16 protein-coding genes are annotated in these 15,229 nt (G+C 49.8%); 13 read left to right on the forward strand and 3 right to left on the reverse strand.

Annotated features, from left to right (window positions below):
- Nucleotides 1–33 precede the first annotated feature (33 nt).
- Together recN and EJN92_RS14740 are read right to left on the reverse strand one after the other, a co-directional pair.
- Nucleotides 34–1,680, reverse strand: coding sequence for a DNA repair protein RecN (recN, locus tag EJN92_RS14735; protein ID WP_126128519.1), 1,647 nt, complete (start codon nt 1,678–1,680; stop codon nt 34–36).
- Between the two features lie 97 nt (nt 1,681–1,777).
- Complete coding sequence (locus EJN92_RS14740; RefSeq protein ID WP_126128520.1) at nt 1,778–2,671, reverse strand: NAD kinase; 894 nt, start codon at nt 2,669–2,671, stop codon at nt 1,778–1,780.
- A gap of 79 nt (nt 2,672–2,750) precedes the next feature.
- Here EJN92_RS14740 and EJN92_RS14745 point away from each other — a divergent pair, with 79 nt between their 5' ends.
- The 3 genes from EJN92_RS14745 (at nt 2,751) to EJN92_RS14755 (ending at nt 4,994) form a co-directional block, all read left to right on the forward strand.
- Nucleotides 2,751–3,437 (forward strand): HAD family hydrolase, encoded by a 687-nt coding sequence (locus tag EJN92_RS14745; protein ID WP_126128521.1) that lies wholly within the window; start codon nt 2,751–2,753, stop codon nt 3,435–3,437.
- A 78-nt stretch (nt 3,438–3,515) separates the two neighbouring features.
- Nucleotides 3,516–4,535: a heat-inducible transcriptional repressor HrcA gene (gene hrcA, locus EJN92_RS14750; RefSeq protein WP_194074939.1), complete on the forward strand. Its 1,020-nt coding sequence runs from the start codon at nt 3,516–3,518 to the stop codon at nt 4,533–4,535.
- A gap of 54 nt (nt 4,536–4,589) precedes the next feature.
- Nucleotides 4,590–4,994, forward strand: a complete 405-nt coding sequence (locus tag EJN92_RS14755) for a response regulator (RefSeq protein WP_126128523.1) — start codon at nt 4,590–4,592, stop codon at nt 4,992–4,994.
- Nucleotides 4,995–5,045: 51 nt separating this feature from the next.
- Here the strand turns inward: EJN92_RS14755 and fur are convergent, their stop codons facing one another.
- The gene (gene fur, locus EJN92_RS14760) at nt 5,046–5,483 is read right to left on the reverse strand and encodes a ferric iron uptake transcriptional regulator (protein ID WP_126128524.1); all 438 of its coding nucleotides are present in this window, start codon (nt 5,481–5,483) and stop codon (nt 5,046–5,048) included.
- A 125-nt stretch (nt 5,484–5,608) separates the two neighbouring features.
- Between fur and EJN92_RS14765 the strand changes: the two genes are divergently transcribed.
- The 10 genes from EJN92_RS14765 (at nt 5,609) to EJN92_RS14810 (ending at nt 15,096) form a co-directional block, all read left to right on the forward strand.
- Nucleotides 5,609–6,142 (forward strand): outer membrane protein assembly factor BamE, encoded by a 534-nt coding sequence (locus EJN92_RS14765; RefSeq protein WP_126128525.1) that lies wholly within the window; start codon nt 5,609–5,611, stop codon nt 6,140–6,142.
- A gap of 14 nt (nt 6,143–6,156) precedes the next feature.
- Entirely contained in the window at nt 6,157–6,963 is an 807-nt protein-coding gene (dapB, locus tag EJN92_RS14770; RefSeq protein WP_126128526.1) for a 4-hydroxy-tetrahydrodipicolinate reductase, read from the forward strand.
- 15 nt (nt 6,964–6,978) lie between these two features.
- Nucleotides 6,979–7,638 carry a MotA/TolQ/ExbB proton channel family protein gene (locus tag EJN92_RS14775; protein WP_126128527.1) on the forward strand — a complete coding sequence of 220 codons (660 nt, stop codon included), beginning with the start codon at nt 6,979–6,981 and terminating at the stop codon, nt 7,636–7,638.
- 29 nt (nt 7,639–7,667) lie between these two features.
- Nucleotides 7,668–8,123, forward strand: coding sequence for an ExbD/TolR family protein (locus EJN92_RS14780; protein ID WP_126128528.1), 456 nt, complete (start codon nt 7,668–7,670; stop codon nt 8,121–8,123).
- 109 nt (nt 8,124–8,232) lie between these two features.
- Complete coding sequence (leuS, locus tag EJN92_RS14785) at nt 8,233–10,878, forward strand: leucine--tRNA ligase (protein ID WP_126128529.1); 2,646 nt, start codon at nt 8,233–8,235, stop codon at nt 10,876–10,878.
- Nucleotides 10,878–11,393, forward strand: a complete 516-nt coding sequence (locus EJN92_RS14790) for an LPS-assembly lipoprotein LptE (RefSeq protein ID WP_227869562.1) — start codon at nt 10,878–10,880, stop codon at nt 11,391–11,393. The genes leuS and EJN92_RS14790 overlap by 1 nt, the downstream gene beginning before the upstream one ends.
- 4 nt (nt 11,394–11,397) lie before the next feature.
- Nucleotides 11,398–12,429: a DNA polymerase III subunit delta gene (holA, locus tag EJN92_RS14795; protein WP_126128530.1), complete on the forward strand. Its 1,032-nt coding sequence runs from the start codon at nt 11,398–11,400 to the stop codon at nt 12,427–12,429.
- Nucleotides 12,430–12,606: 177 nt separating this feature from the next.
- Nucleotides 12,607–13,884: a glutamate-5-semialdehyde dehydrogenase gene (locus tag EJN92_RS14800; protein WP_126129949.1), complete on the forward strand. Its 1,278-nt coding sequence runs from the start codon at nt 12,607–12,609 to the stop codon at nt 13,882–13,884.
- 133 nt (nt 13,885–14,017) lie between these two features.
- Nucleotides 14,018–14,440, forward strand: coding sequence for a CopD family protein (locus tag EJN92_RS14805; protein WP_126128531.1), 423 nt, complete (start codon nt 14,018–14,020; stop codon nt 14,438–14,440).
- A 53-nt stretch (nt 14,441–14,493) separates the two neighbouring features.
- Nucleotides 14,494–15,096 (forward strand): 2-hydroxychromene-2-carboxylate isomerase, encoded by a 603-nt coding sequence (locus EJN92_RS14810; protein WP_126128532.1) that lies wholly within the window; start codon nt 14,494–14,496, stop codon nt 15,094–15,096.
- The last annotated feature ends 133 nt before the right edge of the window (nt 15,097–15,229 follow it).

Here is a 15,229-nt window from a genome sequence, read left to right on the forward strand (position 1 = left end):
TTTAACTCAATTGTTTAATTGTTTTAATTGCGGCTAAGACGCTAACAATTCTCTGGCATGTTTGCGCGTGGTTGCGGTGATTTCTATGCCACCCAACATGCGTGCGATTTCTTCTACTCTTTGCTTGTTGTCCAGGCTGTCTATGCGCGAAACGGTACGGCCGGCATCGTTGCCCTTGCTGACTTCAAAGTGATGATTCGCCTGGCTCGCCACCTGTGGCAAGTGGGTGACGCACAAGACTTGGCGGTCTTGCCCTAGTCGTTTGAGTAGTCTACCAACGACTTCGGCCACACCACCGCCTATGCCGCTATCGACTTCATCAAAAATCAAGGTAGGGGTCGCAGTGGCGCAAGAAGTAATCACAGAAATCGCCAGGGAGATACGCGCCAATTCACCGCCAGATGCAACCTTGGCTAAGGGTCTGGCTTGTACGCCCGCATGTCCGGCGACGAGAAGTTCTATCTGCTCGATGCCGTTAGCGCTCGCTTCACAAGGGTTTAGGGCGATACCAAACGATCCACCTGTCATACTCAGGTCTTGCATCGCACTGCTGACTGCTTTAGCTAAATCTTGTGCCACTGTTGCCCGTGAGTGGCTAAGTTTTTTGGCTTGCTCTAGATATTTTTGCTGAGCCTGTTCTTCCTGTGCTTTTAGCGCCGCCATATCTGAGACACCAGATAATTGTTGCAGTTGGCTAGAGAGTGTCGCGTACTCTTGATGCAGTAATTCTGGTGCTACATGAAAACGCCTTGCGGTAGCGTGTAACACCTCGACTCTGGCATCGACTTCACGCAGGCGCGCTGGATCAAGTTCGACCCGGCCTAAATAATCATTGAGTGCGTAAGCACTTTCTTGCAAGTTAATCCGGGCCGAATCGAGCGCCTCTATCACCGGCGTCAATGCCGCGTCGAAGCTCTGCAATTTAGAAAGTTTTTGGTGTAGCGAAGTGAGTTGAGACAACATAGGATGCTCAGACTCTGAGATTAGATCAGCCGCTTCTTGTGCGCCTTCCAGCAGGCTGGCTGCATGTGCCAAGCGGCTGTGCTCGTGACTGATGGCTTCCCACTCCCCAGGTTTGACCTGGAGTTTTTCTAGTTCGCCCACCTGCCACTCCAGGCGTTCTTTTTCTAGCAAAATGTTTTTCGCATTATTCTCGAATTGTTCACGTTGCTTGCTCAGGGCACGCCATTGCTTAAACAGTGTGCTTACCGTTATGCCCTGATTTTGTAAGCCGCCCTGCATATCGAGTAAGTCGCGTTGGGCATCGGCTTTTAACAGTGATTGATGGGCGTGTTGGCCATGAATGTCGACCAGCATATCTCCCAATTCGCGCAACTGGGATGCAGTGGCGCTGCTGCCGTTGATGTAAGCCTTGGAACGCCCTGCATTGTCTATTACGCGTCTGAGCAATAATTCTTGTTCAGCATCGCTAAAATCATTTTCTTCTAGCCACATAGCGCTTTGTGGATTAATCGAAAATGTCGCGCAAATTTCGGCTTTGGCGGCACCTTCTCTGACCATGCTGGCATCGCCACGGCCACCCAGCGCCAACGCCAGTGCATCGATCAAAATAGATTTTCCGGCGCCGGTTTCTCCCGTGAAAACGGTGAATCCATTTGAAAATTCTAGTTCTATCGCATCAACGATAACAAAATCACGTATAGCAAGCGTGCGCAGCATAGGGTTTGACAGGAAAAGGTTGAGGAAGAAGGCGCTGCTGGAAATTAAAACTTAAAAATACAGCCGCGAAATAGCATGGCAGAAACCAGTGCTTATTTTAACGCAAAGCGCCTTCTACCGAGGGATACTCATTCCAGTGTAATTTTTCTCTCAAAGTATCGTAATAATTCCAGCCTTGCGGGTGCAGAAAGGTGACGGTATGGGCCGAACGTTTGATGATTATCCTGTCCTGATACAGCAAGCTCGCGAAGGATTGCATATCAAAGTTGACGCTGATGTCGCGTCCTGCCACGATTTCTATACTGACTTCGCTAGTGTCAGGTAAAACGATAGGTCGGTTAGATAGCGCATGTGGCGCGATCGGTACCATCACGATGCCGGATAAACTCGGGTGTAGCAGGGGGCCTCCGGCTGACAGGGAATACGCGGTAGAGCCAGTCGGGGTGGATACGATCAGACCGTCAGAGCGTTGATTGTACATAAACTGTTGGTCCACATCGACTCGCAATTCAACCATGCCAGAGCCAGCGCCACGCGAAACAACGATGTCGTTGAATGCCATGCCGCTAAAGATTTGATTGCCATCACGTATTACGATGGCTTGCAATAAACTACGACGCTCAGAAACGTATTTTCCATCCAGCATTTCTGTGACGACAGGGATCATGCGCTCCAGCGGGATATCCGTAATAAAGCCCAGGCGGCCTTGATTAATCCCTATCAGTGGAACATTGTAAGGTGCCAGCTGGCGTGCAATACCCAGCATGGTGCCATCGCCACCGAGAACGATGGCAGCGTCCGCATATTTACCAATTTCTGGCGCGGCCATCTGGCTAAAGTTTTTCAGATCCATGTTGAGTGCAGTTTCTGACTCTAACACGACGGTATGTCCGGCATGATCCAGAAAATTTGCCAGTTCTATCAGGGATTCGGTAATGCCCGGCGCATTGTACTTACCGACTAGTGCGATAGTTTTTGCAGGAGAAGTCATAAAGTACGTGGATTGATCGCAAAGATGAGCCAGATTAGAACATAATTACTTATGTTGTGAATATTAAAAGTGAGTAAGTATGAGTATTAAAGCGGTGCTGTTTGATCTGGACGACACTTTGTGGCCCGTAGAAACGGTCATTATGCAGGCGGAACTGACTTTGCATCAGTGGATGGATGTGCATGCTCCTGGCATTGCGCAACATCATACGATAGAGAGTTTGCGCAAACGCAGGCAGGCGCTGGTGAAAACCAATCCGCGCTTCGAGTATGATTTGTGGGCGCTCAGGCATACCATGTTGAGTCAGGTGTTTCATGAATACGGTAGCGATCAAAGTTTGGCGGATCAAGCCATGGCGGTGTTTGCTGATGCGCGCAATAAGGTGCAATTGTATGATGAAGTCATACCCGTGTTGAATCAGCTGCAGACGCAGGTATCTTTAGGCTCAATCTCGAATGGTTTTGCGGATTTGCAGGCAATAGGTTTGGCGCCGTATTTTAAAGTGTCGTTGGCAGCCCATAGTTTTGGTTGCGCTAAGCCTGATCCACGTATTTTTACAGCAGCCTGCGCCGCCTTAAATTTACTGCCTCAGCAAGTCTTGTTTGTTGGGGATGATTTAGCTTTGGATGTGGCTGCAGCGCAGCAGGTCGGAATGCAGGGAGTATGGATGAATCGTCGAAACTTAAAACCCGAAGACACGCGTCATCAACACGTCAAACCGGATGTCACAATTTCGAATTTGCATCAAATTTTTACCTATCTATAGTGAGTCAGTCGTAAAATTTACGCTAGTCTGTAACGCAGGGTATTTCCGATTTTCTTCATATTTTCTGAATAAATTTTTATGCAACTTGATACTCGTGCACAAACCTTGCTCAAGGCTCTGGTGGAACGCTATATCGCTGACGGGCAGCCAGTCGGATCGCGTGCGCTGTCGCAAATATCCGGGCTAGAATTATCGCCCGCCACGATACGCAATGTGATGGTGGATCTGGAGCACATGGGTTTCGTTACTAGCCCGCATACTTCAGCGGGGCGGGTGCCGACGCCGCTTGGTTATCGTGTTTTCGTCGATCAGTTATTGACGGTACAAGTGATCGATGAAGCAGCTTTGGAATCACGTTTGCAGTCGCGCATTTTTTCCACTCCACCGCAAAAAATTATCGCCAATGCGGCTCAGGTTTTGTCGTCTTTGTCGCAGTTTGCAGGCGTAGTCATGACCGCGCGCCAAGAGTCTAGTTTTCAGCAGCTTGAATTCTTACGTTTATCGGAAAAACGTATCTTGTTGGTGGTGGTCACACCAAGTAAAGAAGTGCATAACCGCCTACTGCTGACCGATGTCGATTACAGCCCCTCGCAATTAGTGCAGGCAGCAAATTACCTGAATCAAAATTTTGGCGGACTTAGTTTTGATGATGCGCGCTTGCGTATCACTACTGAGTTACGCCAGTTGCGCGATGACATGTCGCGTTTAATGCAGGCCGCAGTAGAGGCTGGAAGTGACGCCATGGCTGAGCATGCTGACGATGTCGTGATCTCAGGTGAGCGCAATTTGTTGAATGTGGCAGATCTGTCCTCGAACATGACGTCTTTGCGTAAGTTATTTGACATGTTTGAGCAAAAAACTGGTTTAATGCAATTGTTGGATATGTCGAGTAAGGCGACCGGGGTGCAGATTTTTATCGGTGGTGAATCGAATCTAGTGCCTATGGATGAGATGAGCGTGGTGACAGCACCATATGCGGTTAATGGTAAGATTGTAGGTACCTTGGGCGTGATAGGGCCAACTCGCATGGCTTATGAAAGGGTAATCCCTATTGTGGATATCACCGCCAAACTTCTCTCGAATGCACTTAGTCATTAAATTAAGTAGATGAGTGCAAAGCAAATAAAATTTACTAATCAATAATGAGCCGCTATGTTAAATAATAAAGATATTTCCATATTGATTGTTGATGACAGCGATATCACAAGAGAAACTTTAAGAGTTATCTTGAGAAGCGAGGATTACAACTTGGTGGGCGAGGCTACCGATGGTGATGTGGCGCATGAAATGGCGATTAAATTAAAGCCAAACATCATTTTGCTCGATGTGGTCATGCCTAAGGTCAGCGGTTTAGAAGCCCTGAAAAGCATTAAATTAGTCATGCCAGATGTATTTATTTTGATGGTCACAGCAAACAAGGATCAGGAAACCGTGACCGAGGCAGTACATGCGGGGATTAGCGGCTATATCGTGAAGCCGTTTAATGCAAAAAAGGTGCTAGATGCGGTGGCGCAAGTGGCGACGAAAATTCGCCAGCAGCGCCAGAACCCACATTGATATCACTGCGAAAAAAACTAGGCGGCAAACTAAAATGCTTAGTTTTTTCTGTTAATTTTTTCTGTTTTTGGGACCGCAGTCTGGCTTTGAGCAATAGCCATAAAGCGCCAAGGCATGATCTGAAATCGTGAAACCTTTGCTGTCTGCGATGGCCTGCTGCCGGCGTTCTATTTCTTCATCATAAAATTCTTCTACCATGCCGCAATTGAGGCAAACCAAGTGATCATGGTGTGAGCCTTCATTCAATTCAAAGATGGCTTTGCCGGTTTCAAAATGATTGCGATGCAATAAGCCTGCCTGCTCGAATTGTGTCAATACCCGATAGACTGTGGCTAAGCCTACATCCATATTTTCATTCAGCAGGATCTTATACACATCTTCCGCTGTCAAATGCCGGACTGAGCTGCTTTGGAATATTTCCAAGATTTTTAGACGCGGTAAGGTCGCCTTTAATCCGCTAGCTTTGAGGTTGGGGGTGCTATTCGTCATGTTTTCGGTAAATGAATTACTATCTGCTTTATGATATAGGGTTTTGGCGACTGCTAATATTTATATTGCCATCTTATCTGAAATTTGCAGCTCCTACATTTTTGCTCAATATATTGAGGTTCTCTATGCGATTGTTGTTTTCTAAGAAATCCCACCACACGCTAAGCGCATTGCTTGGCCTTAGCTTGGTTGCTTTTTTATCTGGCTGCACCACGAAAAGCCCCTTGCTGAAGGATGCACCGGCAGTTACTACCGAGACGGATGGCACTCAAGTGATCGCTCCTACGGGCTTAAATAAACTGTTTGGCTACGTTTCTCCCTATCGTATGACGATACAGCAGGGAAACTTTGTATCTCAAGAAATGGTATCTCAACTCAAGAACGGTATGACACGCGAGCAAGTGCGCTTCCTGCTTGGTACTGCTTTATTGACCGATATGTTTCATGAAGACAGATGGGATTATCCATTCCGTTTGCTGAAAACCGACGGTGAACTGGTGACTAGCCGTGTCACCGTCTTCTTTAAAAATAATACCGTGGAACGCTTTGAGGGCGGCAATCTGCCGACCGAAAAAGACTATCTGGCACACATTACCAGTTCGGCTATAGGCATGAAGGCGGCAACTTCTCCAGACATCGAAGCTCCCAAGAAAAAATAAGAAAGACTAGTGATATGACGGTATTAAAAATTGCAGTGGCTGGCGCATCAGGCCGCATGGGGAAGATGTTAGTAGAGAGCATCGCTGAAGCGCAAGACACAGTTTTGGCCGGGGCTTTGGATATACCTGAGTCAGCATTTCTTGGTAGTGATGCCGGCGCGACCTTGGGCAAACCAGCAGGGGTTTTGATTTCCTCAGATTTCTCTATTGCCTTGGCTGATGCTGACTATCTGATTGACTTTACCCGCCCGGAAGGCACACTCAAACATCTGGAATATTGTGCCGAACATGGTATTAAGATGATCATAGGCACGACTGGTTTTGATGAGGCAGGCAAGGCGGCGATTGCTGCAGCGGCAGAAAAAACCGCGATCGTATTTGCTCCGAATATGAGCGTGGGCGTGAATGTCACCTTAAAGCTCTTGGAAATGGCAGCGAAAAGTTTTTCACACGGCTACGATATTGAGATAGTCGAGGCGCATCATCGCCATAAAATTGACGCGCCTTCTGGTACTGCCTTGAAGATGGGTGAAGTCATCGCTGATACTTTAGGTCGCGATTTAAATGAAGTAGGGGTGTTTTCACGGGTGGGTGTTACCGGTGAGCGCGATCCTTCTTCTATCGGTTTTGCAACCATACGTGGTGGCGATATCGTTGGTGACCATACGGTTTTGTTTGCCGGTATCGGTGAACGAGTTGAAATCTCGCATAAATCATCTAGTCGCGTCACATATGCACATGGCAGTTTGCGTGCGGCTCGTTTTCTGGCGGATAAAAAGACCGGTCTTTACGATATGTATGATGTGCTTGGTTTAAATTAAGTTTGAACTAGAGACATGTCCGCTGCGCTCACTCAGTATTGGACACAAGTGGATGGCTTTAGTCATTTACTCAGCTATGTTTTGCTGCTGATGTCTCTTTTGAGTTGGACCACGATTCTTGCTAAGGCCTGGTCGTTCAGGCAGATTCGTGCGGCTGCTGTGAATTTACCTGCATTTTGGAAGTCTCCAAGCAATCAAGATGCGCTGGCCTTGCTCAGTGCAAGTGATACGGAAGATGTGTTCGCCGGTTTGGCGCGGCAAGCCTTAGCTGCCGCTGATCCAGTAGGGCGCAGTGGCGCATTAAATGCCAAGGCCGAGATTTCTGATGTCTTGACTCAGGCTCTGCGGCAAGAGCTCAATCGGGTCAGCGTCAAGCTAGAGTCTGGTTTGAGCCCTTTGGCGTCGATAGGTGCGACCGCGCCCTTTGTCGGTTTGCTGGGAACGGTCTGGGGCATCTATCACGCCCTGAGTTCGGTCGCTGGTTCTGGAATTGTACAGATAGATCAATTGGCCAGGCCGGTCGGTGAGGCCTTGATCATGACTGCACTTGGCTTGATCGTGGCGATTCCAGCGGTCTTGGCGTATAACGCCTTTAACCGGATTAATCGAATTACGTTTGCCGAATTGGATGCGTTTGCCTACGATTTACATGCCTATTTGAGTAAGGCAGAGTAGTTTCAAGCACTGGTAAGGGGAGCGTGTATATGGCTTTTGGTAAATTTAATTCAAGCTCTGAGCGCAGCCCTTTACCGAGTATGTCTGAGATTAACGTGACACCCATGGTAGATGTGATGCTGGTGTTGCTAGTGATCTTTATTCTCGCAGCCCCCTTGCTAATGCATTCCATACCAGTAGATTTGCCTAAGGTGCAGGCAAAGGCAACTGGGCAAGCGGCGGATTCGACCACGCTTTCCATCGATGACAAGGGCAATTTGCATTGGAATGCAGAAGTGATAAAAATGTCCGAACTTGATGCGAAATTGTCTGCCTTATCTAAGCGTATGCCGCAAGCTCAATTACTCCTGCGCGCCGATCAAACTACCCAATACGCTCTCATTGCACAAGTGATGGCTGCGGCACAGACGCAAGGAATAAGTAAAATCGGTTTCATCACAGAGAGCAATATTAGTCCCAATTCTGCCAAATCCTTCCTAAAATAGAGTAAGCCTGCCATCCGCTCATTTTTAAATACGGGCACTAAGCAGTTATAATTCAGGGTTAATTGGAATTTCCGCGCAATTTATCTGTCATCGCCACTATTGAGTCCTCATGCAAGAAAAATATACCCCATCTGAAGTCGAGCAATCAGCACAGACGCATTGGAAGAAAATCGATGCTTACACAACGGTAGAGAACGATACGCGTTTTCCCAAAGGTAAGTACTACGCTTGCTCTATGCTGCCTTACCCTTCAGGTAAATTGCACATGGGCCATGTGCGTAATTACACGATTAATGACATGCTGGCGCGCCAGTTACGGATGCAAGGCTATAACGTCTTGATGCCTATGGGCTGGGACGCCTTTGGTTTGCCTGCCGAAAACGCAGCAATTGCGTATAAAAAATCTCCGGCGGCGTGGACTTACGAAAATATAGCAGACATGAAGTCGCAAATGCAGCCCTTAGGCCTGGCATTTGACTGGACCCGTGAAGTGGCAACCTGTGATCCTGATTATTATCGTTGGAATCAATGGCTGTTCCTGAAGATGCTGGAAAAAGGCATTGCGTATAAAAAAACCCAGGTCGTCAATTGGGATCCGGTTGATCACACTGTGTTGGCGAACGAGCAGGTGATCGATGGTCGCGGCTGGCGCTCCGGTGCTTTAGTTGAGAAACGCGAGATTCCTGGCTATTACTTCGGCATTACCCAATATGCCGATGAATTGCTTGATAGCATAGACGATCTGGATGGCTGGCCCGATCAAGTGCGCACCATGCAGCGTAACTGGATAGGTAAGAGCGAAGGGGTACGCTTTGCTTTCCCGCATCAGATTACAGATGCTTCCGGCACGCTGCTGCAAGACGGCAAGATGTATGTGTTCACAACGCGCCCAGACACCATTATGGGCGTGACTTTTTGCGCAGTGGCAGCTGAGCATCCGATTGCGACAGTCGCTGCACAAAATAATCCAGCGTTGGCGGCTTTCATCGAAGTCTGCAAAGCCGGCGGCACTACCGAAGCAGAGATGGCAACCAAGGAAAAGGAAGGCATGCCTACCGGCTTGTTCGTCATTCATCCGCTCACTGGTGAGCAGGTCGAGGTGTGGGTCGGCAATTACGTCTTGATGACATATGGCGATGGCGCAGTAATGGGTGTGCCGGCGCATGATGAGCGCGATTTTGCGTTTGCTAAAAAATATCAGATCGCCATCAAACAAGTGGTCGCAGTTGAAGGCGAAGCTTTCACTACAGATGCCTGGGCTGATTCCTATGGCGACAAACAGCGCGGTGTTACGGTTAATTCTGGTAAATATGATGGTCTCGCATACAAAGCTGCAGTCGATGCGGTGGCCGCCGATCTGGCAGAAAAGCAAATCGGTGAAAAGAAAACTACCTGGCGTCTGCGTGACTGGGGTATTTCCCGCCAGCGTTACTGGGGCACGCCTATCCCTATTATTCATTGTGAATCTTGCGGTGATGTGCCAGTGCCTTACGCTGACTTGCCGGTCGTTTTGCCGACCGAATGTATTCCTGATGGATCTGGTAATCCATTAAAAACCCATGCAGCATTTTTGAATGTGCCATGTCCAAAATGTGGCAAACCAGCGCAACGCGAAACCGACACCATGGATACGTTTGTCGATTCCAGCTGGTATTTTATGCGCTATACCTGCCCGGACGCGGTGACTATGGTCGATGAACGCAACGACTATTGGATGGGTGATGCCGGTATGGATCAGTACATCGGTGGCGTTGAGCATGCGGTCTTGCATTTGTTGTATGCGCGTTTCTGGACTAAGGCTATGCGCGACATGGGTCTGGTGAAAATCTCCGAGCCGTTCAAGAACTTATTCACGCAAGGGATGCTGCTGAACGAATCTTATTATCGTGAAGAAGCTAGCGGCAAGAAGATCTGGTTCTACCCGAATGAAATCGAAGTGCAGTACGACGAGAAAAGTCGTCCGGTTGCCGCCATCCTGAAAAGCGATGGTCAGCCTGTGCAAATGGGCGGCATAGAGAAGATGTCGAAGTCCAAGAACAATGTAGTCGAACCGAAGGATATTATCGAGCAATTCGGCGCTGATACGGCACGTTTGTTTACCATGTTTGCCGGCCCTCCGGATCAAAGTGCAGCTTGGAATAATAGTGGGGTAGAAGGTGCTGCGCGTTACCTGCGTCGCCTGTGGGCAACTGCTTTGAAATTGTCGGCAACGGTTGCCAGCGGTGCTGGCGCTAGTATCGCGCCCGATACCTATGCCGCGGACGTCAAGAGCCTGCGCCGCGAAGTGCATCTGACTTTAAAACAGATCGATGCCGATTACGAGCGTTTGCAATACAATACGGTCGTTTCCGGCGCGATGAAGTTACTCAACGCAATAGAGGCCTTCAAGCCTGAAGGTGAAGGGCATGCGGCAGTGCTGCGTGAGTCCTTCAGTATCCTGTTGCGTGCACTGTATCCGGTGTGTCCGCATATCACGCATGCGCTCTGGGTCGAGCTAGCTCTGGCGGCAGAATTTGGCGAAATCATTGATGCGCCATGGCCGCAAGTCGATGAGGCGGCTTTGGTTCAGAATGAAATAGAGCTGATGATACAAGTCAATGGCAAGTTGCGCGGTAGCGTCAAGGTCGCCAAAGATGCAGACAAGGGGACGATAGAGGCAGCTGCGCTGGCGGTTGAAAGCGTACAGAAATTCCTCGATGGTCCACCGAAAAAGGTGATCATCGTGCCAGGCAAACTAGTCAATATCGTCGCCTGATGAAAAGCCTGACTTCTCCTATGCGCAAATGGCTGAGTGCGCTCAGCATCATCGTCATGATGCTGAGCGTGTCCGCTTGCGGCTTCGCCTTGCGCGGCGCCGTGGTGTTCCCCTTCACTAGTATTTTTGTGGATATGCCGCTCAGCTCACCGCTAGGCGCGGAATTGAAAAGAAATATTCGTTCCAGTGGCCAGACCACGATAGCGGCAGACGCCAAAAGTGCCGATGTGGCGCTGCAAGTGCTGGCCGAAACTCGGGAAAAAGCCATACTTTCCTACAATAGTCAGGGACGCGCGCGCGAATATAAGCTGATCTATAATTTTCGCTTTCGAGTGGTCGATACCTCTGGCAAGGAAGTCTTAGTGCCGACCGTGATCAGTTTAAAACGTACTATTAGTTTTAATGAATCCCAGGTGTTGGCGAAAGAATCCGAAGAGGCTTTATTGTATCGCGACATGCAGAGTGACTTGGTGCAGCAAATTATGCGCCGGCTCGCCGTGCTGAAAATGGAATAACAGCATGCAATTGCGCTTTGATGCGGTTGACGCTCATCTCTCTAAAGGTCTGTCTGCCTTGTATGTTATCACCAGTGATGAGCATTTGCTGGCCTTGGAAACTGCCGATAAAATTCGAAAGGTTGCCAAGACTCAGGGATTTTTTGAGCGAGACATCTTAAGCGTAGAGCGTAGTTTTAAATGGGGGGCCTTGCTGGCGGCGAATCAGTCGCAATCGCTGTTTGGCGATAAAAAATTGATAGACTTGCGCATTCCTACTGGCAAACCAGGTAAAGATGGTGGCGCCGCGATACAGGAATATATCTCCAAACTTTCTCCCGATAATCTGACTCTGATCACCCTGCCTAAGCTCGATTGGGCCACCCAAAAGGCGGCGTGGGTGACCAGTTTGCAGCAAGCTGCCGTGTATATCGACATCCCTCTGGTGGAGCGGGCGCAATTGCCAGGCTGGATCTCGCAGCGCCTGTCAGCCCAAGGGCAGAGTGCCGATAGGCAAAGCCTCGATTTCATCGCCGATAGAGTCGAGGGTAATCTGCTTGCCGCGCATCAGGAAATCCAAAAACTAGGTCTGTTGCAGGCACCGGGTAAGCTCAGTTTCGAAGTGATCCACGATGCCGTGCTCAATGTGGCGCGCTACGATGTGTTTAAACTTAATGAGGCAATGCTGATCGGTGATGTGGCACGTCTGGTGCGCATGCTGGAAGGCTTGAAGGGCGAGGGCGAGGCGCTGCCGCTGGTGCTATGGGCAGTGGCTGAAGAGCTGCGTACCTTACTTAAACTGAAGGCCGGAATGGCACAGGGGCGACCTTTAGGTGTGATGCTGAAAGAATTCAGGATCTGGGGCCCACGCGAAAAATTGATGGAGCCCGCTTTACGGCGCGTTAGCCTGGCCAGCTTGCAGGCTGCACTGCAAGAGGCGGCGCAAGTCGATAAAATGGTCAAGGGTTTGCGCGCCAAGGCCTTCGCTGGCGATGCCTGGGATGCCTTACTGCAATTGGGTCTGCGGGTAGCGCGCAGCGCTCCGGGATCTGCCTGAAGCTAGCTCCGCTCGCCCCTTCTATTTTGAGAAAATAGGGGAGTATAGGCAAAAACAGCATGGGTTGCCGGCATCCTGATTGCGCGATTAAAATATACAGGGTGGAGTATATTGATGGCGCAAGGATCTATCTGGCATCCCCTGTTAGACCAGACACAAATAAGATTGAAAGCCGAGATGGATATCAAGATAGACATTAAGCACTACATGAACGAGCTAGGCATGCGCGCCCGCAAGGCCTCTAGTGCCATGGCGAAAGCCGACAGCGCCACCAAAAATCTAGCGCTGCAACTGATCGCCGCGGCGATACGGCGCGAAGCGCCCGCCTTGCGCGCCGCCAATGAGCTTGATCTGGCAGCCGCCAAAGCGGGCGGTATGGATGCTGCCATGCTTGACCGACTCACTTTGTCCGAGCAGGGCATCGCCAAAATGGCCGAAGGTCTGGAGCAAATCGTTAGTCTGGCCGATCCCATCGGTGAGATTTCGAATATGAAGTATCGGCCTAGTGGCATACAGGTCGGCCAGATGCGGGTACCGCTGGGCGTGATCGGCATTATTTACGAAGCCCGTCCAAACGTCACGGTGGATGCCGCCGGTCTGTGTATCAAGAGCGGCAATGCAACGATACTGCGCGGTGGTTCCGAGGCGATGCACTGCAACCAGGCGCTGGCAACGCTGGTCAAAGAAGGCTTGGCTGGCGCTGGTTTGCCAGCCGATGCGGTGCAAGTCGTCGCTACTACTGATAGAGCGGCCGTCGGTGAGTTAATCACTATGTCGCAGTATGTTGACGTGATCGTGCCGCGTGGCGGCAAAGGTCTGATCGAGCGCCTGATGCGCGAAGCCACGGTACCTATGATCAAGCATCTCGATGGCATTTGCCATGTGTATATCGACGGTAAAGCCGATCTGCAAAAAGCGATCGCGATTGCCTTTAATGCTAAATGTCACCGCTATGGCACCTGCAATACCATGGAAACTTTGTTAGTGGCGCACAGCATCGCGCCGCTAGTGTTACCCGCCTTGGCCGAACTGTACGCTGGCAAGCAAGTGGAGTTGCGTTGCGATGTCGCTGCAGCGCAGATCTTGGCTGGATATCCGTATCTGGCCAGCGCCACCGAAGCTGACTGGAGCACCGAATATCTGGCGCCTATCCTGGCGGTTAAGGTGGTGGCAGATATGGATGAGGCGATTACGCATATCAATACCTATTCGTCTAAGCATACCGAGTCTATCGTTACCGAGGATTACAGCCTGGCGATGCGCTTCTTGCGTGAGGTTGATTCTGCCTCTGTGATGGTGAATGCTTCGACCCGCTTTGCCGATGGCTTTGAATATGGCCTGGGTGCCGAAATCGGAATTTCCAACGACAAGCTACATGCGCGCGGACCGGTCGGACTGGAAGGTTTGACATCATTAAAATACGTGGTGTTTGGCCACGGTGAAGTGCGTGAGTAAGCACGTGAATAAGTGCCATGCAAACGATGTGCTGCCTTGCAAGCCCACACCCTTACGCAGGCACGGGGCATGCCCCGTGTAGTCCCCACTTCACCATGGTGAAGTACGCGAATAATTAATTAGGAAAAAACTCATGCTCTGGATCAAAGCTCTACACATCGTCTTTATCGCCTCCTGGTTCGCTGGCTTATTTTATCTGCCCAGAATTTTTGTCAACCTGGCGCAGGAAGTTGAAGCCAATGCCTCCGAACGCTTGCTGCTGATGGCGCGCAAACTGTATCGCTTTATGACGATCTTGGCGGTTCCAGCACTGGGCCTGGGTATCTGGCTGTGGATGGGCTATGGCATAGGGCGCGGCCCCGGCAATGGCTGGATGCACGCCAAGTTAGCCATCGTCTTGCTGCTGATAGGCTATCACCACGCCTGCGGCAGTATCCTGAAAAAATTTGAAGGGCAACGCAACACCCGCAGCCATGTCTGGTATCGCTATTTTAATGAAGTGCCGGTGGTCTTGATGTTGATTGCGGTGATCTTGGTGGTGGTAAAACCATTTTAAAGAAATTAACCAAGGATTTTTGTCTTTTTAGCTAACAGCAACTGGAGTTGAGCATGAGTAAAGTCTGTGAATACTATTTTGCACCGCAATCACCTTGGGCTTATTTGGGGCATCAACGCTTCCTTGATCTGGCTAAACAGCAGGGCGTCAAGATAGAGATCAAGCCTTTCGATTTAGGGAAAGTATTTGCCATTTCGGGTGGCTTGCCTTTGGCTAAACGAGCACCCCAGCGTCAGGCCTATCGCCTGACAGAAATGCAGCGCTGGAGCGAATATTTGGCGTTACCCATGCATGTGCAGCCGACTTTTTTCCCTGTGGCTGCTGATCCTGCGGCTCTAATGATTATCGCTGCACAATTGGCGCATGGTACTGAGGCGGCGCTTAATCTGAGTGGCGCCATCATGCGTGCGGTGTGGGCTGAACAAAAAAATATCGCCGATGCGGATACTCTGGCTGGCTTGGCTTTTGATTGCGAACTGGATGGCAAGCAATTGCTGAAATCTTCTGAGACCGCCAGCGTACAAGCCGATTACGACAGATTCACTAATGAGGCAATCGCCGCCAATGTGTTTGGTGTACCCTGGTTCGTGTACCAGGGTGAAAGTTTCTGGGGTCAGGATAGACTAGATTTTTTAGAACGGGCTTTTCAGAAGTAAGCGGCCACCAACATGCTGGTAGGATCAGTATAATCATTGAGCAATAAGTTGAGCAATAAGTTGAGTAATAAGCAGTTTCGTCACACCCTGACAGGCACGGTGCCTGCAGGTTTAATTTGAATCACAACGGATA

It is taken from the genome of Undibacterium parvum (assembly GCF_003955735.1).
Taxonomy (GTDB): Bacteria; Pseudomonadota; Gammaproteobacteria; order Burkholderiales; family Burkholderiaceae_D; genus Undibacterium; species Undibacterium parvum.

Coding starts and splice junctions, on each gene's coding strand:
- recN (WP_126128519.1), bottom strand. CDS start 1,680: ATGCTGCGCACGCTTGCTATACGTGATTTTGTTATCGTTGATGCGATA.
- EJN92_RS14740 (WP_126128520.1), bottom strand. CDS start 2,671: ATGACTTCTCCTGCAAAAACTATCGCACTAGTCGGTAAGTACAATGCG.
- EJN92_RS14745 (WP_126128521.1), top strand. CDS start 2,751: ATGAGTATTAAAGCGGTGCTGTTTGATCTGGACGACACTTTGTGGCCC.
- hrcA (WP_194074939.1), top strand. CDS start 3,516: ATGCAACTTGATACTCGTGCACAAACCTTGCTCAAGGCTCTGGTGGAA.
- EJN92_RS14755 (WP_126128523.1), top strand. CDS start 4,590: ATGTTAAATAATAAAGATATTTCCATATTGATTGTTGATGACAGCGAT.
- fur (WP_126128524.1), bottom strand. CDS start 5,483: ATGACGAATAGCACCCCCAACCTCAAAGCTAGCGGATTAAAGGCGACC.
- EJN92_RS14765 (WP_126128525.1), top strand. CDS start 5,609: ATGCGATTGTTGTTTTCTAAGAAATCCCACCACACGCTAAGCGCATTG.
- dapB (WP_126128526.1), top strand. CDS start 6,157: ATGACGGTATTAAAAATTGCAGTGGCTGGCGCATCAGGCCGCATGGGG.
- EJN92_RS14775 (WP_126128527.1), top strand. CDS start 6,979: ATGTCCGCTGCGCTCACTCAGTATTGGACACAAGTGGATGGCTTTAGT.
- EJN92_RS14780 (WP_126128528.1), top strand. CDS start 7,668: ATGGCTTTTGGTAAATTTAATTCAAGCTCTGAGCGCAGCCCTTTACCG.
- leuS (WP_126128529.1), top strand. CDS start 8,233: ATGCAAGAAAAATATACCCCATCTGAAGTCGAGCAATCAGCACAGACG.
- EJN92_RS14790 (WP_227869562.1), top strand. CDS start 10,878: ATGAAAAGCCTGACTTCTCCTATGCGCAAATGGCTGAGTGCGCTCAGC.
- holA (WP_126128530.1), top strand. CDS start 11,398: ATGCAATTGCGCTTTGATGCGGTTGACGCTCATCTCTCTAAAGGTCTG.
- EJN92_RS14800 (WP_126129949.1), top strand. CDS start 12,607: ATGGATATCAAGATAGACATTAAGCACTACATGAACGAGCTAGGCATG.
- EJN92_RS14805 (WP_126128531.1), top strand. CDS start 14,018: ATGCTCTGGATCAAAGCTCTACACATCGTCTTTATCGCCTCCTGGTTC.
- EJN92_RS14810 (WP_126128532.1), top strand. CDS start 14,494: ATGAGTAAAGTCTGTGAATACTATTTTGCACCGCAATCACCTTGGGCT.